The organism is Streptomyces sp. NPDC000983 (assembly GCF_040299205.1).
Lineage (GTDB): Bacteria > Actinomycetota > Actinomycetes > Streptomycetales > Streptomycetaceae > Streptomyces.
Window position 1 is genome coordinate 30,415 of the sequence record NZ_JBEPBM010000038.1, and the last position, 22,721, is coordinate 53,135.

Sequence of the window (22,721 nt, forward strand, 5' to 3'; positions counted from 1 at the left end):
AGCCCCGGGCCGGCGGCACGCTCTGCACACGGCGATTCCACCTCGATCGGCTCGGCTCTCCCGAGCGTGAACGCCACCGCCTGGCCTACGAGTCGGGCCGTCCCTTGCCCCTCGGGCCGGTGTCAGCTGCTGCGGCTCCCCCGCTCGGCGGGTGGTTGGGTCAGCCCCAGTTGGGTGGCGATCTCTTGTAGGCACGCCGGTTCCAGGGCTGTCAGTGGGGCGATGACGTCCTCGTCGAAGCCGTGGGCCAGGGAGCGTTTGACCAGGTCGGCGGCAGGCGGGGAGGTGGCGGCGGCTGCGAGGGCGAGGCAGCTGGAGTGGTTGTCCTGGAGGTCGTCGATGAGGGGGAGGGCCTCGGTGGGGAGGCCTGCGTCGAGCATGGCTCGGACCAGGCTGTTGAGGACGGTCTCGGTGAGCACCCCGGGCAGCCGACGGGCTTCGACGTGGTACCGGTCCCAGAGGCGCAGGCGGACGACTGCTTCCACCGGCACGGTGGTCGTCGAATAGTGGGCGCCGGTGACCAGGACGGTGTGCCGCAGCGTGTCCAGGAGGCGGGTGGAGTCCTCGGTGAGGCCGGTGGCCCGGCAGGCAGCGGTGAGCCAGGGTCGCGCCCACACGCCGTTGTCCGGCGTTGTGGACAGGTCTGCGGTTCGGGCGAGTTGAGCCGTGAGGTCACGGCACAGCGGCCCGTGACCCGCGTCGCACATCTCGACGATCAGCGCTGCTGCCTGTTCCTGCCTGCGGGCGGTGTCCTGCGGGGAACTCGTCGGCGGGGCCAGCGCTGTTTCACCGATCAGGGAGATCGCCGAGGGGAGGTCGTCCGACAGCAGGTGCGCGCGGAACTCGAGTGCGCGGCCCCTGGGCTCGGTCCTGCCGAGTCGGCGGGCCAGTTCGAGGGCGGCGTCGGCGTGCCCGGCGCGGAGGTGGAGGGCGACGAGGTCCCAAGTGGCGCGGGTACGCCAGCCGGCGACGCTCGGGTCCGTCGACTTGTCGATGCCTTCCGCCACCTTGGCGAGGAGAAGGTCGAGATCGGCTGAGCGGTGATCGCCGCCGGCTTCGACGGCTCTCGCGGCGTCCAGGAGGATGTCTGTGCGGTCCACCTGGTCTGCCTCGAACCTGTCCGCGATCCGCACCGCGTGGTCGAGTTGGCCGAGCCAGGCGGCTGCGCCGGCCACGGCCCGCGCGTCCCAGGTGGCACGGGAGTCGTCGCCCGGCTGGAGCAGCGTATGGAGGGCCAGGGTCAGGGCCGGTGTGGTCAGGTCCGTACGTCCGGCGGCGTCGGCGGCCCGGGCGAGGGCCGCGAGGACGGTGGGAGGCGGCGTGTTCCTGGTCTCGTCGAGGGCCGTCTTCGCCTCGCGCGCGGCGGGAGCCGCGTCACCGGGGGTGCCGGAGTCGAGCAGCGCGAGGGCGATCTCCGTGAGGTGGCCCGCACGGATGCCGGGGTCGGCGATGTCCCGGGCCAGGGAGAGTGCCAGTGCGAGGTGGTCGTTGACACGGGCGGACGTCGTTGCGTCGGCGAGCAGTTCGTCCGTGGCAAAGGGCTGTCGGGGATCGAGGCCGTGGGCGGCGAGGGTGGTGTAGGTGAGCTCCCCGAGGTCGACCTCGGGAGAGTCGGAAGCGGGCAGGGCGAGCAAGCGGCGGGCCCGGTCCTCGTCCTGGTAGACGGCCGACTCCACGAGCGCGGAGGCGGGAAACTCATCGTTGAGGGCTGTGAGGAGTGGCTCGGGTACGTTTCGGCGGCCTCCCCCGGCGTGCTTTGCGCAGGCGGTGAGGAGGGCTCGTCTCCTGCTGTCCGGGTCCAGGTCGGCGAGGTGGTGGAAGAGGCGGTCGAGGTTGCCGAGAACCGTGAACGCGGGTGCGAGGAGGCCGCAGAAGGCTGGGCGGTCATCCGTGTCGGCGCCTTCGACGGCCTCCTCGACGAGGGTCCGTGTCAGCGCGGGATCGAGCTCGGCCAGTGCCTCGGCGACGTCGCAGAGGAACCAGCCTCGCTCGTCGCCGCTCTCGGAGATGGCGCGGCGCGCCATGTCTGCCGCGCCTGGTTCGCCGTGCCGTGCGAGCGCGAGGGCCGCGCGCACCGTATGTGCCGCCTGCTCCAGGGGCAATCTGTCCGGAACGGCCATGGCTTCGTGGATGAGGTTCCGTGCCTCGGTCCGCCGGTCGGCCGGCAGGTGCTCGCCGACGGCGAGGAGCGCGTCGGCCCTCACGTAGACGTTCTGCAGGGCGCGGGCGAGTTGGACGCCCTCCTCGGCCCGGCCGAGGCGGACCAGCAGCAGCGGATACGTGGCGGGCGCGGAGAGGTTGTCGTCCTCGATGCGCCGGCGGAGCAGCGACACTCGGGTGAGGAGGGTGAGGTCGCAGTGGGGGGCCGCCTCAAGAAGCCTTGCCGCGTGGGTCAGTTCGGACAGGGCGGCCAGGTCGCCGTCGGTGCGGCGGCGCAGGAGTGCGCGGCGCGCGGGAGAGGAGATGGCTGCGAGGGTCCGGCCCGCGCCTTCGGTGATCAGGAGGGTCGGGTATCCCTCGGTCAGGTAGTCCGGTGTGTCGTCGGGCCAGCCGGCCGTGGCGAAGCCGAGGGCCCAGCCGTCGATGCCGGTGCGGGTCCGGGTGAACTCCTCGGGCTCCAGGTCCTCCTGGACGGCTGCGGCCAGTGTGTCGTGGGCGAGGGTGTACCGGGTGGGCGTGCCGGGACGCGGCTCCACGACCCGGGAGAGGCCGCGTTCCAGGGTCCGGCGGATGGTCAGCGCGGAGCCGTCGACGATGGAGGCGATGTCTCTGCTGCTGAGCGCGCCGCCGGCGACGGTCATCGTGGTCAGGACGGAGCGCGGTACGGGTTCGGCGAGTACCTGGTCAAGTTCTTGGCGGGCGCGCAGGAGCAGGCTGTCGGCCGCGGGGAACGGTGTCAGCGTCCGGCGGTGGCAGGTGCGCAGCGGGTGGCCCGCGTCCACGTCGAGCGGCACGTCGGGATGGCGGCTCGTGACCAGGACGTGGGCCGCCGGAGCGAGATCGGTCGGCAACTGCGCGGCGATGCTGGGCTCGGCCAGTTCGCGGTGGTCGTTCTCGTCCAGGCCGTCGACGAGCAGCAGCAGGGAACGCCCGGGGATGCGCATCGCGCGTTCCCACAGGACGAGGAAGGCGGCGGCGTCCGGTTCGGCGGGCGAGAACTCGCCCAGAAGGAAAGCGAGTTGGTCGCACATGGCGCGGTGGAACTGCTGGACCCGCATCTGCCCGTCGCGCCGGGAGATGACGAACGACACCACGTCCAGCCCGGGGTGGGGCTCTGTGGCGAAGCGGGTCACCAGCGAGGTCTTTCCGGCCCAGGGACCGGCGACGAGCATCATGTAGGGGTCCGGGCCGGTCGCGAAGGCGAGGAGGTCGGTGAGTTCCCTTTCGCGGCCGGTGAGTTCGGCGCACCGGGCCGCGTACTGGCGCAGCATCGCCTCGTAGGCCGGGCGTCGCCGCTCCTGCCCGCGCAGGGGTTCCGGCACGATGCCGTGCGAGGCCAGCAGCGCGCGTGCGGCGGCGGCGCTCGGCTCGGGCTCGCGCTCGCCTTCCGCGCGCGCCTCGTACGCGCCGATCGCGGCGGCCAGCCGAACGGCCTCCAGTCCGCCCGAGTGGGCCGCCTCGACGACGACGCCGACGGGCGACCCCTCACAGATGACGCCCGCGCCCGAGAAGCCGCTCCAGTCGCGTGCTTCGAGGCGGCGGCCGTCCGCCCGGTGCAGCAGGAGGCGGCCCCGCTTCACACTCGACCCGAGCGGGATCATCCCGTCGATCTGGTCGCTGTCCCGCCAGGTCGCCGTGTCCGGGTCCGTCCAGCTCTGATGGCGCGGAAAGCCGATCGCGGTGAACGCGAGCCGTCCGTGAGCCTCGTCCGGTACGACGCCGATGGCCAGCGGAGCGACCTCATGGAGGTCGGCATCCGGTGCGAGTTCGACGAACGCGATGTCCAACCGGGCGCCTCGCCACACCGCGCGGCCGGTGACGACGGCGCCGCCGGACAGCCGTACCGTGACCGGCCCGCCGCCGTCGACCACATGCCCGGCCGTCACCACCAGGGACGTCGCCAGCCGCAGCCCCGAGCCGTACCCGGTGGCGCCTTCCCGTTCGACCAGGATCTCCGCGCACCGTCCGGTGACCGAGTCCACCACCGCGGGCCTCAGCGCGGGGGCCGGGGCAGCCGATCGGTGACCGTCAGCGGCCGGCCGGTGTCGTCGGTGGGCGTGAGGGTCATCCGCACCCGCTGTGTCCGGCCGCCACTGTGCTTGCCGTCGGCGCCGGCCTCGACCACCCACAGCTTCAGCCCGCCGCGCCCGCCCGCTTCGCGGGTCATCGTGACCTCGAACTCCAACTCCACAGCCCCGACACCGAACTTGACCCCGTGGTCCGCGCCTTCCCGCTGTGCCGTCTCCAACTGGTCGCGGAGTACGCGGATGTAGTCGGCCAGCGGCACGCCCTCGGGGTCGCTCATCAGATACTTCCTCCACGTACGTCGGTATCCACGAGTCTGACAGGCGGCCAACCCGTCTGCACGCGAACCGGCTTCGTGTGACCCTGACGCGCTCGCGCACCTGATCCCGTCTCGATACGGACCCTGCCGCTCAGGCCGCTCCGCGAAGTCCTCGGTCGGCGCGCCGGACACCGCTGCCCGGCGAAACCCCGTGAAGAGCGGGACACCGGGGAGGAGGATGGCCCGCATGCGAAACATCGTGGTGATCGACGCTCCCTCCAACCTCGGGTTGCGCCCGCCGAAGCCCGGCGCCGTCCCCGGCTGCTACAAACTCGCCGGGGCTTTGCGGGACCACGGGATCGCGCGCAGACTCGGCGCCTTCGACGGCGGTGTGGTCGTGCCTCCCCGCTACGACCGGGGCGAGTGGCAGGAGGGGGACGGCGTGTTCAACGCGCCGGCGATCGCCTCCTACACGGGCCGGCTCGCCGACCGGATCCAACGGCACGTAAGCGCCCGGGACTTCGTGCTCGTCCTCGGCGGTGACTGCTCCATCCAGCTCGGTGCCGCGCTCGCCCTGCGCCGTCTGGGCCGCTACGGACTGGTGTCGGTCGACGCCTCCCCCGACTTCCGCCACCCGGGCAACTCCGACCGCATCGGCGCGGCCGCCGGCGAGGAACTCGCCCTCGCGACCGGACGCGGGCAGGACGACCTGACCGACCTCGAGGGCCTGCGGCCCTACCTGCGGGACGAGGACGTACGCGTCTTCGGCACCCGTGACGCGTTCGTGGACGACGAGGACGTCGCCGAACTGCGCCACCTGAAGGTTCCCGTCGTGACCGTCTCCGACCTGCGCCGCTGGGGCCCTTTTGACCTCGGCGCCGCGACAGCCGTCAGCCTGGACCACACCGGGCTCGACGGATACTGGGTCCACCTGGACGCCGATGTCCTCGATCCCTCGATCATGCCGGCGGTCGACAGTCCGGACCCCGACGGCCTGCTGCCCGAGGAACTCACGGCACTGTTGCACCCGTTGGTCCGGTCGCCGCGCTGCGTCGGGCTCAACGTCACGATCTACGATCCCGACCTGGACCCCGAGGGCACCGCCGGGGCCGTGCTGACCGACTTGGTCGTGGCCGCCTTCGCCGACGACTGAGCGGCTCAGGCCGTCGTCGTCCCCCTGCCGGCGGGACCCCGGTCCGAGCGGCTCAGCGCGTCGTCGGGTCCCCGGTCTGAGCGGCACCGTCGAGGAAGTCCGGGTCAGCGTGAGCTGAGGCGGTGGTGGTACACCATCACCGACAGCGCCCGCAGCGCCGCCCGTGCCGCCTCGGCGTCGCTGCCGTCGTCCACCGTCTCCAGCATCTCGGCCGCCGACAGCCGCACCTCGCGGGGCAGACCGTCGTACGCGGACATCCGGTAGGCGATCGTGCGGCGCGCCTGCTGCTCCTCCGCGCTGACCGACCGGGGGACGATCGGGAAGACCGAGGCGCTGTAGAGGGTGAGGGCGACCAGCACGGCGTCGGCGTGTCCCTCCGCTGTTCCCTGGTCGTCCGCCTCCCGGCGATGCCGCTCCTGTTCGGCGCGTACGGATGTCGCAGTGCGGCGAATGAAGAGGGTCATCCCGGCGCACGCGGCCAGGCCTGACGCGACCGCCGTGGCGAGGGCCCATCCGAGGCCGCCCCAGAGCAGACCGATGCAGCCGCCGCCCGCCACCCAGACCGCGACGATGAGCGCGGAGACCACATGGACACGAACAGGCAGGCCGGACAGCATGCCCAGCAGGCTACCCGCACGCCGCGGGCGCCCGTCCGCGTCCCCGGGCGATGCCTGCCTGCGTCCGCACGGCCAGGCACACGGCCTTGCCTCCCCCTCTCATGTGGACCCGGTGCTCGGCACGGGGATGTGGGGATCCGGTTCGGTGTTCTCGCCGAGGAAGCCGCCCGACTGGTGCTGCCAGAGCTTCGCGTAGGCGCCCTCCGCGGCGAGGAGTTCGTCGTGGGTGCCCTGCTCGACGACGTTTCCGCGGTCGAGGACGACGAGCCCGTCCATGCCGGCGACGGTGCTGAGCCGGTGGGCCACCACGAGGGCCGTGCGTCCCTCCAGCAAGCGCCACAGGGCGTCCTGGACGAGGAGTTCGCTCTCCGAGTCCAGTGCGCTGGTCGCCTCGTCGAGCAGCAGGATCGGCGCGTCGCGCAGGATGGCCCGGGCGAGTGCGACGCGCTGGCGCTGGCCGCCCGAGAGCTTGACCCCTCGCTCCCCCACCAGCGTGGCGAAGCCGTCGGGGAGCTGGCCGGCGAACTCCGTGACGTGCGCGGCCTCGGCCGCCGCGTGGATCTGCGCGTCGGTGGCGCCGGGCCGGGCGAAGGCGATGTTGTCCCGCAGGCTGCGGTGGAACATGGCGGGTTCCTGCGGGACGTAGGCGAACAGTGAGCGCAGGTCGGTCTGGCGCAGGCGGCTGATGTCCTGACCGCCGACGAGGATGCGGCCGTCGCCGATGTCCGACATGCGCAGCAGGAGCCGGGTCAGCGTGGTCTTGCCGCCGCCGGACCTTCCCACCAGGCCGATCCGGGCGCCCGCGGGCACGTCCAGGTCGAGTCCCCGGAAGATCGGTTGTGCGCCCAGGTGGGCGAAGGTCACGGCCTCGAAGCGGATGCCGGTGTCGTGCGGTGCGAGCGGTTCGGGGTGCGCCGGGTCGAGGACGGTGGGCGGTTCCAGCAGGAGTTCGGTGAACTGCGCGGCCTCGGTCATGGAGCTTTCCAGGCGCCGGTAGATCTGGTTGAACTCGAACATGATCTCGGTGGCGTTGAAGTAGTAGGTGAACGCGACGACGAGTGCCTCGACTCCCCCACCGGGGCCGGCGAAGGCGATGGCGAGCAGCAGACCCAGCACGTTGGTCAGCACGAACATCGGGGCGACCAGGACGTCGACGCGGAGATTGCCGTAGTCCCACGAGCGCAGCGTCAGGCGCCTGGACTCCGCGACGCGGCTGCGGTGTTCGGCGGCTTCTCGGCGCTCGGCCGCGAACGCGCGGATGGTCTCCATGTTCATGAGGCTGTCGGCGACGTGTCCGGAGACCCGGGCCATCGCCGCCTCACGGTCGTTGACGAGCCTTTGCCTGCGGCGGATCAGAGGCGTGGCGGCCGCCACGGTCAGCGCGATCATCACGACGAGGCCCGCGACGAGCATCGGTTCGTAGAACCAGAGGACCACGGCCCCGAAGACCAGCGGGACGAGACTGCCGACGATCCGGTACGTCAGGGTGTCGACGAAGTCCTCGAAGCGCTTGCCGAAGCTGAGCACCCGTTTGGTCAGGGAGCCGGCGAAGTTGTCGTGGAAGAACGCCGCGTCCCGGGCGAGGAGTTCGTCCATGCCGCTCACGTACAGGTGCTCCATGCCGAGGGCGTCCACGCGGTTCAGGCAGTGCTGCCCGATCCGCCACACGGCCTCGGCGAGCAGCAGGGTCGCGCCGAAGCCCAGCACGTACGGCAGGGCCGAGCCGAGGGTGAGACCGTCGTCCTCGGCCGCCTGCGCCGCCAGTTTGGCGATCAGCAGGGGGGCGATGTAGCGGGTGCCGATGTTGCCGACGGCCGGCAACAGCAGGGCGGGCAGGGCCAGTCGGCGCAGCCGGAGGATTTCCTGGCCGTAGCGGCGCAGGGCCCAGACGACCGCGCTCCTGTTCGGCGCCGGGCCTGGCGTGTCGGTTGTCCCCATCACACTCCCTGTGGACTTGGAAGCCGGAAGTGTCCCGTCAAAGGAGGCTTTGCGTCCAGGCATTTGACGCGGACCGGCGATAACCGGACATCGCCACATGGCCAGATCCGCTCACAAACCAGCCCTCCCCGCCGACCCTGGGGGCCGTCCGGGCCTGGCAGGAATCAACAGTCGACAACAGCGCCGCCCCAGGGGCCACGGCGGCGGTCAGCGGTAGGCGGCGAGGAAGACGCGGACGCCGGCGGACGCGTAGCGGTCGAGGTCGGCCTCGGTGTGCTGGGCCCTGCCGGTGAACATGGCCTGGTTGACCGGGATCCACAGCAGCAGGCCGGAGAAGTGGTTCGCGGCCAGGAGCGTGTCGTCGATGCGGAGCAGCCCCTGGTCGGTCAGGCGCTGGAAGGTCGCCGCCAGTGTGGCGAGCGCTCGCTGGAAGCCTCGCTCGTACCACTCGGTTCCCAGGTCGGGGAAGGCATCGGCGTTGGCGATGATCAGCCGGCGCAGCTGGATCACCCGGGGGTCGGTGAGGGCGGTCAGGAACCGGCGGGCGAGCCGGGTGAGGTTCGCTTCGAGGTCGGTGTCGCCGGTGGGGAGGTCGGCCAGCAGGTCGATCGTGGTGTCGAGCCGGTCGGTGGTGGCCAGCACGATGTCGGCGAAGAGTTTCTCCTTGTCGGAGAAGTGCTTGTAGACGGTCTGCTTGGACACCGCGGCGAGTTTCGCGATGTCGTCCATGCTCGTTCCCGCGTACCCCTTGTCCAGGAAGACGCTGGTCGCGGCCTCCAGGATCGCCTCGTGCTTGCGCGCCGAGCGGCTGTCCATCGGTGCCTCCTTCTCCGTTCGGCCCCATCGTCCCACAGAAGGGTACTGGACCGACCAGTACCCGTCAGAGTACTGTACGGTCTAGTTCCGAAGGGCGGGGGCCTGCGGCCCCGCGCACCGCACAGACGTTTGGAGTGGTTTCTCATGCACAAGGTGTTCTCCGCGGACGGCACGGCCATCGCCTGCGAGCGGACGGGCTCGGGCCCTGCCGTCGTACTCGTCGGCGGCGCCTTCATGACCCGCGGCGACTCCGCCGCACTCGCCGGCGAGCTGGCCGAGCACTTCACGGTGATCACGTACGACCGCCGGGGCCGTGGGGACAGCGGGGACAGCCCGGCGTACGACGTGCAGCGTGAGGTCGAGGACCTGGACGCCGTGATCGGGCTCGCGGGCGGTCAGGCGATGGTGTTCGGCATGTCGTCCGGTGCCGTCCTGGCCCTGGAGGCCGTCGCCCGGGGCAGCGCCGTGACCCGGCTCGCCCTGTACGAGCCGCCCTTCATCACCGACGACAGCCGCCCGCCGCTGCCCGCCGACTACGTCGCCCGCCTGACGGAGCTCGTGCAGCAGGGGGCGGACGGCGACGCCGTGGCCTACTTCATGACCGCGGCGGTGGGCATGCCCGCCGAGGCCGTCGACGGGATGCGCCGGGCCCCGTTCTGGTCCGGCATGGAAGCCACCGCCCGCACCCTCCCCTACGACGGCCAGGTCATGGGCGAGACCATGTCCGGCCGGCCGCTGCCCACCGACCGCTGGCAGTCCGTGACCGTGCCCGTCCTCGTCGCCAGCGGGGACGCCGGTGCCCCGCACATGCTCACCGGCGCACGGGAACTCGCCGCACTGGCCGACAACTTCACCCTGCACGTCTTCCCCGGCCAGGAGCACAACATCGGCCCCGAGCTCCTCGTCCCCGTCCTGACCGGCTTCCTCACCACCGGGGAGCATGCGTGAGCGAGGTCCTCGCCAGTCTGGACATGTCCCTGGACGGCTTCATCGCCGACCCCGACTCCCGTCCCGACCACCCCCTCGGCGACGGCGGAACGCGCATCCACGAATGGGTCTTCGGCGTCGAGAGCCGGCGGGAGCGCCAGAGCATCGGCGGCGGGCAGACCAACCAGGACGACGACATCGTCCAGGAGAACTTCGAACGCGCCGGCGCCTACATCATGGGTCGGCAGATGTTCGCGAAGGCGAGGTCGGCCGGCCCGACCCGCCGCCCTTCCGCACCCCCGTCCTCGTCCTCACCCACACCCCCCGGGAACCGTGGGCACGGCAGGGCGGCACCACGTTCACCTTCGTGACCGACGGGATCGACAGCGCACTGGCCCAGGCTCGCCGGGCCGCAGGAGGCAAGGACGTCCAGATCTCCGGAGGCGCCGACACCGTACGGCAGTTCATCGCCGCCGGGCTCCTGGACGAACTCCAGATCCACCTCGCGCCCGTCGTACTCGGCGCGGGCATCCGGCTCTTCGACGGGGTCTCACCCGCTCCCGGCCTCGAACCCACCCGGGTGGTCAGCTCCCCGCAGGTCACCCACCTCACCTACCGGATCACACCGTCGCATCGGGCCGGGCCGGCCACACGTCCACCCCGACCAAGTCCGCGTGGACAAGGCGCACGCCCTTCCGCACGAACCGCTCCTACCTGCGCCGCCGCGGGATCCGCTGCACCATCCCGGACAAGACCGACCAGGCGCGCAACCGCCAGAAGCGCCGCTCCCGCAGCGACCGGGCGCCGTACTTCGACCCGGCCGACTACCGCGAGCGCCACACGGTCGAGTGCGGGATCAACCGCCTCAAGAGACCCCGAGCGGTCGCCACTCGATATGACAAGCTCGCGGTCCGCTACGAGGCAACCGTCCTGATCGCAACCATCAGCGAAGGGCTGTGACCAGGGCCTTCAAGACTCATAAGGGCCACCCCGGAAGTACAGACTCCTGTGCGCTCGGGGACGGTCACCGCGCCCGTGCGCGGCATCGGAGCGGTCGGCAGGTGCCATCCGTCCGGCCAGCGCCCGCAGCGTCTCCAGGCCGGCCAGCACCTCCGCGCGATGGTCCGACACCTTCATCCACGCCGGCAGCCGAGCGAACATCGACATCGTCGGCCGCGCTCCGCCACGCTCTCGCAATCGCGCCCCGACATAGGCGGACAGCTCGTCGACGTGCTCCTCGTTATAGGCCCACAAGACGTGACCGGCGCAACGGGTCTGCAGCCACAGAGGCCGCTGGAAGAACGGATCCTCACTACCGCCCAGCACCGCGCCGACCAGCCCAGCCCCCCGCACCTCAGGTTTCCAGTCGGCGACGGCGCCACACCCTCCACAAGCCAGACGGCGCGGCTGGAACAGGAGCTCGCTGAAGTATCTGGGATCAGGAAGGCCGGGCCGGGGGATCACGAGAGCACGGCCCCCGCATCGCGGACAGACCACAAGCATCCGACCCGCGAACCGAGCCAACCAGCCCCCTGAGTCATAGTGACGGGCGGGATCAGTGCGCGGCTCGGAATCCATGACGGACACCATCACAGGTCCGCTATACGAGCAGCTACAGGATTCTCGAACCTGCCCCACAGGTCGCTACCAGCCACTTTCGATACACGGCCAAGGCCGCTGCCGCCCGGAGCCGAACGCCCAACCGGACCTCAGCGAAGGCCGGTTGGGCATGACGGCCCACCGGCCGGGGCCCGCCCAGGCATGTCAGGCCCGGCGCGGAGAGCAGTCCGGCAACCGGGCGGCCGGCACGCGCCGGATGACCGGGCCCCGCACCACCCGGGGCGCTGTCCGCCCAGGGGTCCCATCCGCCGCGAGAAGCACCCTCTGCCTGCAATTCGTCACCAACGAGGAGGAATTCGCACCGCACAGACAACGCACGACGCGTGTTTTCCCCTCATCTCCTTCAACGGGTTGACCGCAGGGAACGAGAGGACACCACAGTGCGTACGAGAAACGCCGCACAGGCGGTACTGGCGCTGGCCGCGACGGGAGCGGTGCTCACGCCGCCGGGCACGGCGTTCGCGCAGGAGCCGCCGCGCGTCGATCTGAGGGCGGACGTCAATCGCGACGGGCGGGTCGACGTCACGGGCGCCACCGACACCGCCGGGGAGAACACCTGGACCGTCGGACGGGGCGCGGTCTTCCTGCCCAACATCGACGACGACAGCAAGCGTTGCCCGACCGCAGGCCCGGGCGGCCGCCCGCTCTCCGACTCCAAACTCGTCGCCTGCAACGACGCCTCCGACAAGAAGGTCAACGGCCGGGCCGACGCCGCCGACCTGGCACGGGTGCGCTCGGTGCCGCTGCGGCACCTGCCCTCCGGCGCCCGGGGCAGCGTCACCGTGACCACGGGAGCCGCGCAGAGCAGGGTCTTCCTGCTGCGCAACGGCGCCTGGGAGCTGCTCACTTCACAGACCCGGCTGACGCGGGCCGAGCTGCGGGCCGGTGTCGAGTTCGGCGTCGAGGGCAGGGACGTCATCCGCGACAGCGCGAAGTGGGACGGGCGCGTGGTGATCCGGCTGAAGGTCACCTCCTCCTCCGGCACCACCTCCGACTCCGTCACCCTGCGCGCGGCCCCGCTGCTGACCCACCATGCGCTGCAGAACACCCAGCAGCTGCTGGTCACCAAGGTGAGCGGCAACGACCCGTGGGCCAAGCGGCAGCGCGCCTTCGTCAAGCAACTGGACAAGGAGAGCAAGGCGGCCGGCATCACCAAGCCGCTGCTCACCTTCGACAAGTACGACGACATCTGGGCGCAGGACTTCGTCGAGCCCGCCTACCTCAACATGACCGGCCCGGACGGCAAGCAGCGCACGATGCGCGTCATGCTGCGCTCCGCCCAGGACCGCGAGGCGGGCCGCGAGCTGTACGAGAAGCTGCGCGGCCCCAACATCGGTGTCGTGCAGGCCAAGGGCCGGGACATGCAGGGCTGGGAGACCCTCAACTCCTACGGCAACCTGGAGACCGTCCCGCCCCACGTCCACAACGGCCGCTCGTTCCCGGCCGGACGGATCATCATGGGCGAGCGCAAGGACGGCAGCGGTGTCCGCCCCTCCAAGGAGATACGCACGCTGCTGAAGTCCCAGGGACTCCAGGACCCGCTCCTGCTGGACACCTCGTGGCTGCATGTGGGGCACGTCGACGAGTTCGTGCAGTTCCTGCCCGCCGACACCCCGCGCGGCTGGCGCATCGGCATCGCCGACCCCGAGGCCGGGCTGCAACTCCTGCGGGACGCCCAGCGCGACGGCCACGGCGCGAAGAAGATGTTCTCCGTGCCGGGCTTCGACGAGCTGCTGCCGCCCGAGGAGACCATCGACGAGGCCCTCGGCTCCCGGCACCTGGTCACCGACAACGAGATGGCCGCCCGGAAGATCGCGGCCAACCTGGAGATCCTCAAGAGGGAGACCGGCGTCACCGACGAGGACATCGTCCGTGTGCCCGCCCTCTACACCCGCGGCATCGTCGGCGACGGCGCCGAACCACGCGTGCCGCTGTTGCGCCGCCTCGGCGGCGACGGCACCCCGGAAGCCGCCCGGAAGTACGGCCAGCAGCAGCTGCGCGAGGACGCCGACGGGGCCCGCGCCGCCGCACCGGCCCCGACCATCTCGACCAGCGCCTACGTCCCCGGCGCCGTCAACGGCATCCAGCTCGCCCGCGACCGCTACCTCGCCCCGCGCCAGTGGGGACCTCTCATCGGCGGCAAGGACATCTTCACCGAGGCCGTCACCGCCGCGTACAACCGCGCAGGCATCCAGGTCACCTACGTCGACGACTGGTACACGTACCACCTCGGCATGGGCGAGATCCACTGCGGCACCAACACCCTCCGCGACGCTTCCGGCCGCTGGTGGAACCCCTGACGCGACCGTCCCCGAACGGTCCGCCCCCGGGTCCAGGGCCTGGGGGCACCCTCCCTGCGGGTGCCCGAGGCACGGAAGGGGCGAGCAGCCCCGGCCGGGCTGCGGGCGCTCCGATGCCTGCCGCCGCTCCGGGCTGCCCGGCCGCGGTGTCACGGGCTTTCTCGATACGTCACGGCGTGGCCGATGAGTTTGCGGCTCCCCGGCGGTCCAAGCTCGTGACACCCCAGGAAAGGACAGCGTCATGTCGGAGCTTCTCGTCGACTTCATCACCTCCCTCGACGGCTACGCGTCGGGAGAGGGGTGGCCCGGGTTCTGGGGCCTCGAAGGCCCGGAGTACCTCGCCTGGCTCGGCGAGCAGCCCGAGGTCACCTACCTGATGGGGGCGAACACCTACCGCCTGATGTCGGGCTTCGCCGCAGGCGAGGTCCCCGAGGGACAGGACGAGTTCAGGCCCGAGGAGGAGGCGTCCGTGGACGAGCTCACGCAGGCGTCCAAGGTGGTGTTCTCCTCCTCGCTGGAGGAGCCACTGACATGGGCCAACTGCACGCTCGTCCGCGACGACGCCGTCGAGGCGGTCCGCGCCATGAAGGCGAACGGCTCGGGGCTCCTCAGCACGATCGGCAGCCTCGGCCTGTGCCGGTCCCTGTTGCGGGCCGGACTCGTCGACCGCTTCCGCGTCGTGATGTTCCCGGTGATCACCGGGGCCACGGGCGAGGAACGCATCTACGACGGCTACCCGGACGTCGCCCTGGAGATGACCGACCACCGCACCTTCGACGGCCGGATCCAACTGGTCGAGTACAAGCCGCGCGTACTCGAACACCCGCCCCTCGTCGTCCCTGCGTAACGCCCCCGGGGACGCATGCCGGGGCTGATCAAGCGGGGTTACGTCGCGGGATCGACGGTCACCGTGACGCCCCGTTCTCGCAGGTGAACCGCCAGGATCTCCATCTCGACAAGCGTGCCCGTGAGACCGGTCCCGGCGAGTTCCGCGGCCTGCGCGCGTGCTTCGGCCAGGGGCAGTTCCCGCGCATGGCGAAGGGCCCGCATCACGCCGACGAGGTTCCCGCCTCCTGCGGACAGGCGCAGCCGCGCCGCTCCATGCGCTTGCAGCAGGGCTTGTCGAATGAACTCGGGTGTGACAGGGCCACAGGCTTGCTCGCACCACCCGTCCAGGCAGTCCGCGCATCGTCCTTCGGTGCCCCAGCGCAGCATGCCGCCGTGGAAGAACTGGCCGACATCGCAGGTAGTCGTGCCTCCGCAGGCGCCGCACCGGCCCGTGATCCGTACTCCTTGTGTGATCAAGGGGAGGGCTCCTCGGCGTCCATGTCCATCGGTCATGCCGACGCGATCCTCCCGCAAGGAGCAGCCTGTGTGTTCAGTCGGGTCGGCGGAGTGCGCTGACCAGGGCTCGCGGGTCGTCTGCGTGGAAGCGGATGGTGTGGGCCTCTTCCGTCGCGCCGAGTGGGCGGGTGAAGGGCAGTGGCCGGTTCAGCTTCAGGGTGACCGAGGTCTGGCTGCCCACGATCAGGTCGAGGACGCCGTCCCCGGAGACGGTGACCAGGCTGCCCTCGGGGTAACGCCGGTCGACCCGGACCGAGGCGACCGCGTCCGGCGGTACGGCGAGGTCGAAGAGGGCGCCGTAGCGGATCCGCAGGGTGCCGTCGGGGCGCACGACGTGCGGGCGGGTGACGCAGGCGGCGTGCAGGGCCAGCACGAGGACGACGCCGTACAGGTCGAGGATCAGGACCAGCAGGTGGACCGCCGGCCAAGGGATGAGGAAGGCCAGGGCCGTCGTCTCGACGACCATGACGAACAGCAGGCCGTACAGCATCGCGGTCTGGGGTCCGGTGTACGCGGCCGCGTGGTCGCCGGGGCGTACCCCGTGCTTGCGGCGGCGTACCCATCGGGCCAGGGAGACCAGGGCGCGCAGTTCGTGGAGGATCAGACGGCGGACCCCGGCCGGCACGGCTTCCTGTACGGCGGCCCGCCGCGCCGCACCGCGGTCCATGCCGCGGGCGCGTGCGGCGGTGTACAGCGCATGCAGCACCCAGGTCTCCAGGAGCAGGACCGCGAGCACCAGCGCCTCGGCGGCAGCCAGCGCCCACCCGGGCGGCCGGACCCCGGCCACCAGGGAGGTGACCAGGGCCAGTTCCCCGGGCAGTACGACGGCCGCCGCGACCCGCGCCGCCCGTACGCCCCGTGGCCTGCCGTTCATCCCCCGCCCCTTTCCGCGAACGCGTCCATGAGACGGCCCACGACTTCCGCCTGGGCGGGGGTGTACTCGGCGAGCACCGCCTCCTTGAACCCGGTCACGACCGCGCCGCCCGCCGGCAGCGCGGCGATCAACTCCGCGGGGACGGCTGCGACGAGGTCGGCTGCCAGGGGTGCGATCCGGGGGTCGTCGGCGGGGGCGTCGGCGAGCGCGTCGAGGCGCTCGTACAGTTCGACCACGGCGGGATCGGCGGCGATCGTTCCGAGCAGCGCGACCATCTCCGGGCCGACGGGTCCGGCGCTGTCCAGCAGGGTCAGGTACGCGCGGTCCTTGGCCGCGCTCGGCGAGTCTGTTCGGGGGGCCTGTGCCAGCAGGGCGGCGAGGGCGGGTGAGACGGGCCCGGCGGCGCCGGGCGGCTCGGCGAGCAGGGCGCTGAGCCGGCGCCGGCGCTCCCGGATGTCGGCTTCCTGGCGGGCCAGGTCGGCGTCGAGTTCTTCCAGGATCTCGGTCAGTTCGCGTCCGGCGTCGTCGGAGAGCGCGTCGCGCACCTCGCCCAGGCCGAGGCCGAGTTCGGTGAGCCGGCGCACCCGGGCGAGCAGGACGGCGTCACGGACGCTGTAGGCCCGGTAGCCGTTGGGGCGCCGCTCCGGTTCCGCGAGCAGGCCCACATGGTGGTAGTGCCGGACCGCCCGGGTGGTGAGCCCGACGAGTGCGGCGATCTCTCCGATTCGCATGCCGCCAGTAGAAACCCTGCCGTTGCGTCAAGGTCAAGTGCTGAAGGGGGCTCTCGGTCACGGGTCGATGCCGAGCGCGGCACGTCGGCGGGGCCGTGAACCGTGAGGTGGGGAGCGCACGGCGCGGGTCGTCCGGCACGGCTGACCGGATCGTTCCGGTGCCGGCCCGGATCGGGTCTACGGTTCGGGCAACGTTCCAGGTCATCATCGGTGTCATGAAGAGAGCGCTGATCGTCATCGATGTCCAGGAGTCCTTCCGGGCCCGGCCGCTGTGGAAGCAGATCGCCCGTCCGGACATCGCCGAACCAGTCAACCGGCTGGTCGCCCTCGCCCGCGCGGCCGGCGACCTCGTCGTCTGGGTGCTGCACTCGGAACCGGGCAGTGGCGATGTGTTCGACCCGGCTCAGGGGCATGTGCGCCTGCTGGAGGAGCTGTCCCGTCCGGAGCCTGGTGAGCCCGTCCTGTACAAGACGTCGCACAACGCCTTCACCACCACCAACCTGCAGCAACTGCTGACCGAGGCGGGGGTGGGCGAACTCGTGGTCTGCGGAATCCGCACCGAGCAGTGCGTGGAGACCACGACCCGGGTCGGCAGCGACCTCGGGTATCGCATGGTCTTCGTCACCGACGCCACGACCACCAACCCCATCGGCGACCTCTCCGCCGAGGCGATCATCGAACGCACCGAGGCGGTCCTGCGGGACCGGTTCGCCCGGATCAGCACGGTGGCCGAACTGGAGGCGGAGCTGGCACCCTCGCACACGTGAGCCTCGTCGTCTTCGTCCTGCTGCCCGGCGTCCACCTCCTCGACCTGGCCGGCCCGGCACAGGCCTTCAGCACCGCGGCGGACTTCGGCCAGCCCTACCGCATCGCCTACGTCGCCGAGCGCGAGCAGGTGCTCAGCGCCCAGGGCCTGCCGCTGATCGCAAGCACCCGGTGGCCGGTGCTCGGCGCCGACGACCTGGTCATGGTGCCGGGCTGGCGCACGCGCACGCTGGGCAGCGGCCCCGCCCTGAGTGACGCCGGCTCGGCATGGCTGCGCGGGCACCACGCCGCCGGCGGCACCGTCGCCAGCGTGTGTGCCGGGGCGGAGGCGCTGGGCCGGGCCGGGCTGCTGGACGGGCGCAGGTGCACCACGCATCACGAGCACCAGGACGAACTGGCCGCCCGCTATCCCGGCGCCGAGGTGGTGCGGGACGTGCTGTACACGGCCGACGACCGGGTGGTGAGCTCGGCGGGCATCACCAGCGGCATCGACCTGGCGCTGCACCTGCTCGCCGGCCGGCACGGCCCCGCCCTCGCCGCCCAGGTGGCCCGGGACATGGTCGTGTACGCCCGGCGCAACGGCCATGAACCGCAGGACAGCGCCATGCTGCGGCACCGGTCCCACCTGGACGACGCCGTCCACCGCGTCCAGGACCTCATCGACGCGCGGTTCACCGAACCGCTGCCGCTCGCGCACCTGGCCGCGAGCGCGGGCGTCAGCGAACGCACCCTGACCCGGCTCTTCCACCGCGCCACCGGTGGCCTGACCCCGCTGCGCTACCAGCAGACCCTCCGAGTCGAACGCGCCGAGCATCTGATCGGCCACGGCGCCACCGTGGAAGCGGCGGCGCGGCAGGTGGGCTTCGACGACGCCCGAATGCTGCGCCGCCTGCGCAGCCGGACGCCCCGGGCGGGCGTGGCCGATGCTTGATGCCGGGACGCCCCGGGGCAGCGATCCGGTCGGGCTCGGGTAGACGGCGACTACGGCGGCGCTCCTTGCCGACCGATCCGCGTCCACTCCGCACGGGTCATGCCGGAACGGGCCCCTGAACAGCACCTTCGACGAAATCCGCTCGACTCGGACGCACCGTGTAAGCAATCGTGGCCGAGTGACGCCGACCGAAGCAGCTGCGATCGCCCTTCAGGACCATGCCGTCCTGTGGAGCATGGGGGAAGTCCGCGCGAGCGATGTCGTGAACGCCGCCTGTGACGCACTCGTCGCTGGGCTCGACACTCCTGCCCTTCGCATACTGGCCGCCTGCACGCGCGCCGAGGCGGACTACGACGTCCACGACCTACTGCCCCCAGCACTCGCCGAACTCGGCCTCACCTCCTGTCCGGGCGGCAGCCAGACCGGTCAGGAAGCCGCCGCCCGAGCCCTCGCACGCCGCATGCTCGCCGGCGAGCTCACGCCTCGGGAGTTCACCTTCCGCATTCACCAGCGCCACGGACATGAGTTGCCCGTGACTGAGCGCCTCGCTGAACTCGACGACGAATACGACATGCTCGAGTACAGCGACAGAACCGTGGACCAGGTCAATGCCGAGGTCATGGCCGAAGCCCGCCGCCTGGCAGCCCACCCCGCGCTTCTCGACGAACCCACCGATTCACCCGGCCGCTAGACACAGACCCACGCGCGAGCTGCCGCTGCACAGACTTCGGGACCCTTGCCCCCGCGGACCTCCTCGGCTTCGTGGCTGGTGGTCCCGCGTGTTCAGGTGCAACCCGTTCCGCGCCCGGAAACGCGGATCTTCCTGCCCCGCCCGGCCGATCACCCGCAGTAACCCGGCGCGGACCGGCGTGCCCCCGGCGGGCGCGGCAGTCGAGCCGTCACCATCGCTTCGCCACACGTTCGCGATGCCAAGCAGGAGTCCCAGATGTCCGACCACGCCCCCGAACCCCGATCCGACGCCGCCAAGGCCGTCCCCGCGGGTACCGGACTGCGCCGATGGCTCTTTCGCCCGCCGCGACGCCACGGCGAGGCGGACACCGCTCGCACCGTCAGCTTTCTGGAGCTCTTCTACGACCTCGTCTACGTCGTCCTGGTCGGACAGGCCGCCCACACGCTCGCGGAGGACGTTTCCTGGCGAGGGACGGTCACGTTTGCCGTGGTCTTCGGGCTGATCTGGATCGCATGGCTGAACGGCACTCTCTTTTACGAGCTGCACGGCCGCGAGGACGGCCACACCCGCTCGCTGATCTTCGTGCAGATGCTGTTGCTGTCCCTCATGGCGGTCTACGTCGGCCACGCCGACGGCGACGACGGCCGCACCCTCGCGGCGCTCTACGCACTGCTGCTGGCCCTGCTCAGCTATCAGTGGTTCTCCGTGTACCGGCTGGACCCGCCGGAACTGCGCAGGACGCCCCGGCGCTATCTGATCGTCATGGTCGCGGGCATCGTGCTGATCGCGGCATCGGTGCCGCTGTCGGCCGACGCCCGTCTCGTGCTCTGGGCGGCGTTCGTCGTCGCCTGGTGCGGCGTGGAGTGCGTCGTACTGATCTCGTGGCGCAGGACGCCGAGCTACAACGTCGTGACCGACCCGATGATCGAGCGCTTCGGACTGCTCATCATCATCGTGCTCGGCGAAGTGGTGATCGGCGTCGTGAACGGGCTGGCCCATGTCGAACGCAGCCCTCTCGTGACGACCACGGGTCTGCTCGGGCTCGCGATCGGCTTCGGATTCTGGTGGAACTACGCCGATCTGGTGTCCCGCCGCATGCCCCGCGAGAGCGGTCACTCCCTGGCGACCTGGATCTTCACCCATCTCCCGTTGACCATGGCCGTGGCGGCGGCCGGCGCCGGCATGGTCGGGCTCGTGGAACACGCCACCGACCACCGGACCCCGACCTCTCTCAGCTGGCTGATGGGAGGCTCCGTGGCCGCGATGCTGATCACCACGGTGGTGCTCCTGCCCAACCTGGCGGACTACGACCGCCACCCCTCCACCTACAAGTCGGTGCAGACCGTGCTGGTCATCGCTGCCGTTGCCGCCCTCCTCGCCGGATGGTCCCGCCCCGCCCCCTGGCTCCTGGCCCTCATCCTGCTCCTGATCCTCTCCGTGACCTGGGCTTTCGCGTTCGCCCGATGGCTGCGCGACGGCTTGCTGATCAACGAGAGACCGGCCTGAGGACACCGCCGTCCGTGTGAACTCCTGGGGTGGCCGGCGCACAGGACAGCGCGGGGCCGCGACCGGTCCCCTGCGCCGGTCGCGGCCCCGCGGGTGTGGGTGTCGGTCCTCGCGGTTTCAGCAGCATCCGCCCGCGGTGACCGGTGCCTGCTCGTCGGTCTCGGCATCGGCCGGGCCGGTGCAGCAGGTGCTGTCGCGCTGCTTGGTGAGCGTGGCGGCGTCGGCTTTGACGACGTACACCTCCCACGGTTCGCGGCCGGGACCGTGGACCCACACCTTGTCCTGGAGGGCGTAACAGCACCTGGTGTCGTTCTCCACCGTGGTCGTGAGGCCCTCGCCGCTGAGCCGGGTGGTGGCGGCGTGGACGGCCTCGGTGCTGTCGACTTCGACACCGAGGTGGTCCATGCGGGTGTCGTCGCCCGCGGCGCCTTCGATGAGGACGAGCTTGAGAGGCGGTTCGGCGATGGCGAAGTTGGCGTAGCCGTCGCGGAGTTTGGCGGGCTCGGTGCCGAACAGCCTGGTGTAGAAGGCGACGGACGCCTCCAGGTCCGGGACACGCAGGGCGAGTTGTACGCGGGACATCGTGTTCCTCCTGTGGGTGGTTGAGCGGGTGGGCAGAGTCAGCAGCCTCCGGATTCGGCGTCGGCGCCGGTGCGGAGGGTGGCCGGGGCCGTGCAGCACCCGCCGCCAGCGTCGGCCGTCTCGTCGGTCTGCGGCTGGTCGAAGATGCCTGCACCGCCGCAGACTCCGGTCTCGGGCAGGACGAGTTCGACGCGCTCGGCGGAATCGCGGTCGCCGGCGACCGCGGCGACGACGGAGCGGACCTGCTCGTAGCCGGTGAGGGCGAGGAACGTCGGCGCACGGCCGTAGGACTTCATGCCGACCAGGTACACGCCCTCCTCCGGGTGCGAGAGCTCCTTCACGCCGTGCGGGTAGACGGTGCCGCAGGAGTGCTGGTTGGGGTCGATGAGCGGGGCGAGCTCTACGGGGGCCTGGAGGCGTTCGTCGAGGCCGAGGCGGAGTTCGTCGAGGAAGGACAGGTCGGGGCGGAAGCCGGTGAGGACGATGAGTTCGTCGACCGGATCGAGGCGGCGACCGTCCTCGGCGACGAGAACCAAGCCCTCGCCGTCGCGGACGATCGTCTCGGTGCGGAAGCCGGTGACCGCGTCGGCGTGGCCCTCGTCCACCGCGGCCTTCGCGGCGAGGCCGAGTGCGCCCCTGGCGGGAAGCTGGTCGGCGGTGCCGCCGCCGAAGGTGGAGCCGGAGATGCCCCGGCGCAGGATCCAGGTGGCGTGCGTACGGTCGCCGTCGTACGACGTCGCGAGTTCGGCGAGCGAGGCGAGGGCGGTGAATGCGGAGGCGCCGGAGCCGATGACCCCGATGCGCTTGCCCGCGTAACGGGCCCTGGTCGCCGGGTTCTTGAGGTCGGGGACGCGGTACGAGATCCGGTCGGCTGCCGCGCGTTCGCCGAGCGCCGGGAGGCCGTCGCCGCCGGCCGGGCTCGGGACGGCCCAGGTGCCGGAGGCGTCGATGACGGCCCGGGCGAGGATCCGCTCCTCTCGGCCGTCGGCGTACGTGACGTGGACGGTGAACGGCTGGGCTTCGCGGTCGGCGTCGACGATCCGGTCCCGGCCCACGCGGGAGACGCCGGTGACGCGGGCGCCGACGCGGACCTTGTCGCCGAGGACGTCGGAGAGGGGCTGGAGGTACCGCTCGGCCCAGTCGCCGCCGGTCGGATACGCCGCCGCGTCGGGCTTCACCCAGCCGGTCGGGGCGAGGAGCTTCTCGGCGGCCGGATCGGTGACTTCGCCCCAGGTGGAGAACAGTCGTACGTGCGCCCATTCGCGCACCGCCGCGCCAACCTGCGCGCCGGCCTCCAGGACCAGCGGCTCCAGGCCGCGTCCGACGAGGTGTGCGGCGGCGGCCAGGCCGACGGGGCCGGCCCCGACAACTACGACGGGCAGTCGCTCGGTGGCTGCGGCTGTGGCTGTGGCGTTCATACGAGTCCCCTTGTGATTCGACATCCGTCGATCTCTTGCGTGCCCATCGTGACACCTGCATCGA

General features: G+C 71.4%; 20 protein-coding genes. 10 read left to right on the top strand and 10 right to left on the bottom strand.

Annotation, left to right across the window (positions count from 1 at the left end):
* Positions 1–122: 122 nt before the first annotated feature.
* Both ABT296_RS31405 and ABT296_RS31410 read right to left on the bottom strand, forming a co-directional pair.
* Entirely contained in the window at positions 123–4,145 is a 4,023-nt protein-coding gene (locus tag ABT296_RS31405; protein WP_351932241.1) for a trypsin-like peptidase domain-containing protein, read from the bottom strand.
* A gap of 8 nt (positions 4,146–4,153) precedes the next feature.
* Positions 4,154–4,465, bottom strand: a complete 312-nt coding sequence (locus ABT296_RS31410) for a trypco2 family protein (RefSeq protein ID WP_351932243.1) — start codon at positions 4,463–4,465, stop codon at positions 4,154–4,156.
* A 226-nt stretch (positions 4,466–4,691) separates the two neighbouring features.
* On the opposite strand from ABT296_RS31410, the gene ABT296_RS31415 reads away from it, so the two are divergent.
* A complete protein-coding gene (locus tag ABT296_RS31415) occupies positions 4,692–5,597 on the top strand; it encodes an arginase family protein (protein ID WP_351932245.1) in 906 nt (301 codons plus the stop codon).
* A 104-nt stretch (positions 5,598–5,701) separates the two neighbouring features.
* Here the strand turns inward: ABT296_RS31415 and ABT296_RS31420 are convergent, their stop codons facing one another.
* The 3 genes from ABT296_RS31420 to ABT296_RS31430 form a co-directional block, all read right to left on the bottom strand.
* Positions 5,702–6,214: a hypothetical protein gene (locus tag ABT296_RS31420; RefSeq protein WP_351932247.1), complete on the bottom strand. Its 513-nt coding sequence runs from the start codon at positions 6,212–6,214 to the stop codon at positions 5,702–5,704.
* A gap of 99 nt (positions 6,215–6,313) precedes the next feature.
* Positions 6,314–8,152 carry an ABC transporter ATP-binding protein gene (locus ABT296_RS31425; RefSeq protein WP_351932249.1) on the bottom strand — a complete coding sequence of 613 codons (1,839 nt, stop codon included), beginning with the start codon at positions 8,150–8,152 and terminating at the stop codon, positions 6,314–6,316.
* Positions 8,153–8,359: 207 nt separating this feature from the next.
* Positions 8,360–8,968 carry a TetR/AcrR family transcriptional regulator gene (locus tag ABT296_RS31430; protein ID WP_351932251.1) on the bottom strand — a complete coding sequence of 203 codons (609 nt, stop codon included), beginning with the start codon at positions 8,966–8,968 and terminating at the stop codon, positions 8,360–8,362.
* Positions 8,969–9,112: 144 nt separating this feature from the next.
* Between ABT296_RS31430 and ABT296_RS31435 the strand changes: the two genes are divergently transcribed.
* From ABT296_RS31435 to ABT296_RS31460, 5 genes are all read left to right on the top strand, one after another.
* Positions 9,113–9,916, top strand: coding sequence for an alpha/beta fold hydrolase (locus tag ABT296_RS31435; protein ID WP_351932253.1), 804 nt, complete (start codon positions 9,113–9,115; stop codon positions 9,914–9,916).
* A complete protein-coding gene (locus ABT296_RS31440) occupies positions 9,913–10,266 on the top strand; it encodes a dihydrofolate reductase family protein (RefSeq protein WP_351932255.1) in 354 nt (117 codons plus the stop codon). Before ABT296_RS31435 ends, ABT296_RS31440 begins: the two co-directional genes overlap by 4 nt.
* Positions 10,263–10,829 carry a dihydrofolate reductase family protein gene (locus tag ABT296_RS38780; RefSeq protein WP_502977372.1) on the top strand — a complete coding sequence of 189 codons (567 nt, stop codon included), beginning with the start codon at positions 10,263–10,265 and terminating at the stop codon, positions 10,827–10,829. The genes ABT296_RS31440 and ABT296_RS38780 overlap by 4 nt, the downstream gene beginning before the upstream one ends.
* 1,066 nt (positions 10,830–11,895) lie before the next feature.
* Positions 11,896–13,815, top strand: a complete 1,920-nt coding sequence (locus ABT296_RS31455; protein WP_351932257.1) for a protein-arginine deiminase domain-containing protein — start codon at positions 11,896–11,898, stop codon at positions 13,813–13,815.
* Between the two features lie 241 nt (positions 13,816–14,056).
* Positions 14,057–14,662 carry a dihydrofolate reductase family protein gene (locus tag ABT296_RS31460; protein ID WP_351932259.1) on the top strand — a complete coding sequence of 202 codons (606 nt, stop codon included), beginning with the start codon at positions 14,057–14,059 and terminating at the stop codon, positions 14,660–14,662.
* A 38-nt stretch (positions 14,663–14,700) separates the two neighbouring features.
* Here ABT296_RS31460 and ABT296_RS31465 read toward each other — a convergent pair whose 3' ends face one another.
* From ABT296_RS31465 to ABT296_RS31475, 3 genes are all read right to left on the bottom strand, one after another.
* Positions 14,701–15,120 carry a hypothetical protein gene (locus tag ABT296_RS31465; protein ID WP_351932261.1) on the bottom strand — a complete coding sequence of 140 codons (420 nt, stop codon included), beginning with the start codon at positions 15,118–15,120 and terminating at the stop codon, positions 14,701–14,703.
* Between the two features lie 73 nt (positions 15,121–15,193).
* Positions 15,194–16,033, bottom strand: coding sequence for a hypothetical protein (locus ABT296_RS31470; protein WP_351932263.1), 840 nt, complete (start codon positions 16,031–16,033; stop codon positions 15,194–15,196).
* On the bottom strand, positions 16,030–16,764 hold the full coding sequence (locus tag ABT296_RS31475; protein WP_351932265.1) for a MerR family transcriptional regulator: 735 nt from the start codon (positions 16,762–16,764) through the stop codon (positions 16,030–16,032). Before ABT296_RS31475 ends, ABT296_RS31470 begins: the two co-directional genes overlap by 4 nt.
* 215 nt (positions 16,765–16,979) lie before the next feature.
* Between ABT296_RS31475 and ABT296_RS31480 the strand changes: the two genes are divergently transcribed.
* The 4 genes from ABT296_RS31480 to ABT296_RS31495 all read left to right on the top strand — a co-directional run bounded on the left by ABT296_RS31480 (position 16,980) and on the right by ABT296_RS31495 (position 20,657).
* The gene (locus tag ABT296_RS31480) at positions 16,980–17,531 is read left to right on the top strand and encodes a cysteine hydrolase family protein (RefSeq protein ID WP_351932267.1); all 552 of its coding nucleotides are present in this window, start codon (positions 16,980–16,982) and stop codon (positions 17,529–17,531) included.
* Positions 17,528–18,460 carry a GlxA family transcriptional regulator gene (locus ABT296_RS31485; RefSeq protein WP_351932269.1) on the top strand — a complete coding sequence of 311 codons (933 nt, stop codon included), beginning with the start codon at positions 17,528–17,530 and terminating at the stop codon, positions 18,458–18,460. Before ABT296_RS31480 ends, ABT296_RS31485 begins: the two co-directional genes overlap by 4 nt.
* Before the next feature lie 178 nt (positions 18,461–18,638).
* Complete coding sequence (locus tag ABT296_RS31490; protein WP_351932271.1) at positions 18,639–19,151, top strand: hypothetical protein; 513 nt, start codon at positions 18,639–18,641, stop codon at positions 19,149–19,151.
* Positions 19,152–19,406: 255 nt separating this feature from the next.
* On the top strand, positions 19,407–20,657 hold the full coding sequence (locus ABT296_RS31495) for a low temperature requirement protein A (RefSeq protein WP_351932273.1): 1,251 nt from the start codon (positions 19,407–19,409) through the stop codon (positions 20,655–20,657).
* Positions 20,658–20,774: 117 nt separating this feature from the next.
* Here ABT296_RS31495 and ABT296_RS31500 read toward each other — a convergent pair whose 3' ends face one another.
* Both ABT296_RS31500 and ABT296_RS31505 read right to left on the bottom strand, forming a co-directional pair.
* Entirely contained in the window at positions 20,775–21,239 is a 465-nt protein-coding gene (locus ABT296_RS31500; RefSeq protein WP_351932275.1) for an ArsI/CadI family heavy metal resistance metalloenzyme, read from the bottom strand.
* A 38-nt stretch (positions 21,240–21,277) separates the two neighbouring features.
* Complete coding sequence (locus ABT296_RS31505; RefSeq protein ID WP_351932277.1) at positions 21,278–22,657, bottom strand: NAD(P)-binding domain-containing protein; 1,380 nt, start codon at positions 22,655–22,657, stop codon at positions 21,278–21,280.
* Positions 22,658–22,721 lie beyond the last annotated feature (64 nt).

What these genes read in the sequence shown, in the direction of transcription:
- ABT296_RS31500 (WP_351932275.1), bottom strand. Translation starts at nt 21,239, where the DNA reads ATGTCCCGCGTACAACTCGCCCTGCGTGTCCCGGACCTGGAGGCGTCC.
- ABT296_RS31460 (WP_351932259.1), top strand. Translation starts at nt 14,057, where the DNA reads ATGTCGGAGCTTCTCGTCGACTTCATCACCTCCCTCGACGGCTACGCG.
- ABT296_RS31480 (WP_351932267.1), top strand. Translation starts at nt 16,980, where the DNA reads ATGAAGAGAGCGCTGATCGTCATCGATGTCCAGGAGTCCTTCCGGGCC.
- ABT296_RS31505 (WP_351932277.1), bottom strand. Translation starts at nt 22,657, where the DNA reads ATGAACGCCACAGCCACAGCCGCAGCCACCGAGCGACTGCCCGTCGTA.
- ABT296_RS31475 (WP_351932265.1), bottom strand. Translation starts at nt 16,764, where the DNA reads ATGCGAATCGGAGAGATCGCCGCACTCGTCGGGCTCACCACCCGGGCG.
- ABT296_RS31495 (WP_351932273.1), top strand. Translation starts at nt 19,407, where the DNA reads ATGTCCGACCACGCCCCCGAACCCCGATCCGACGCCGCCAAGGCCGTC.
- ABT296_RS31410 (WP_351932243.1), bottom strand. Translation starts at nt 4,465, where the DNA reads ATGAGCGACCCCGAGGGCGTGCCGCTGGCCGACTACATCCGCGTACTC.
- ABT296_RS31470 (WP_351932263.1), bottom strand. Translation starts at nt 16,033, where the DNA reads ATGAACGGCAGGCCACGGGGCGTACGGGCGGCGCGGGTCGCGGCGGCC.
- ABT296_RS31425 (WP_351932249.1), bottom strand. Translation starts at nt 8,152, where the DNA reads ATGGGGACAACCGACACGCCAGGCCCGGCGCCGAACAGGAGCGCGGTC.
- ABT296_RS31430 (WP_351932251.1), bottom strand. Translation starts at nt 8,968, where the DNA reads ATGGACAGCCGCTCGGCGCGCAAGCACGAGGCGATCCTGGAGGCCGCG.
- ABT296_RS31420 (WP_351932247.1), bottom strand. Translation starts at nt 6,214, where the DNA reads ATGCTGTCCGGCCTGCCTGTTCGTGTCCATGTGGTCTCCGCGCTCATC.
- ABT296_RS31435 (WP_351932253.1), top strand. Translation starts at nt 9,113, where the DNA reads ATGCACAAGGTGTTCTCCGCGGACGGCACGGCCATCGCCTGCGAGCGG.
- ABT296_RS31415 (WP_351932245.1), top strand. Translation starts at nt 4,692, where the DNA reads ATGCGAAACATCGTGGTGATCGACGCTCCCTCCAACCTCGGGTTGCGC.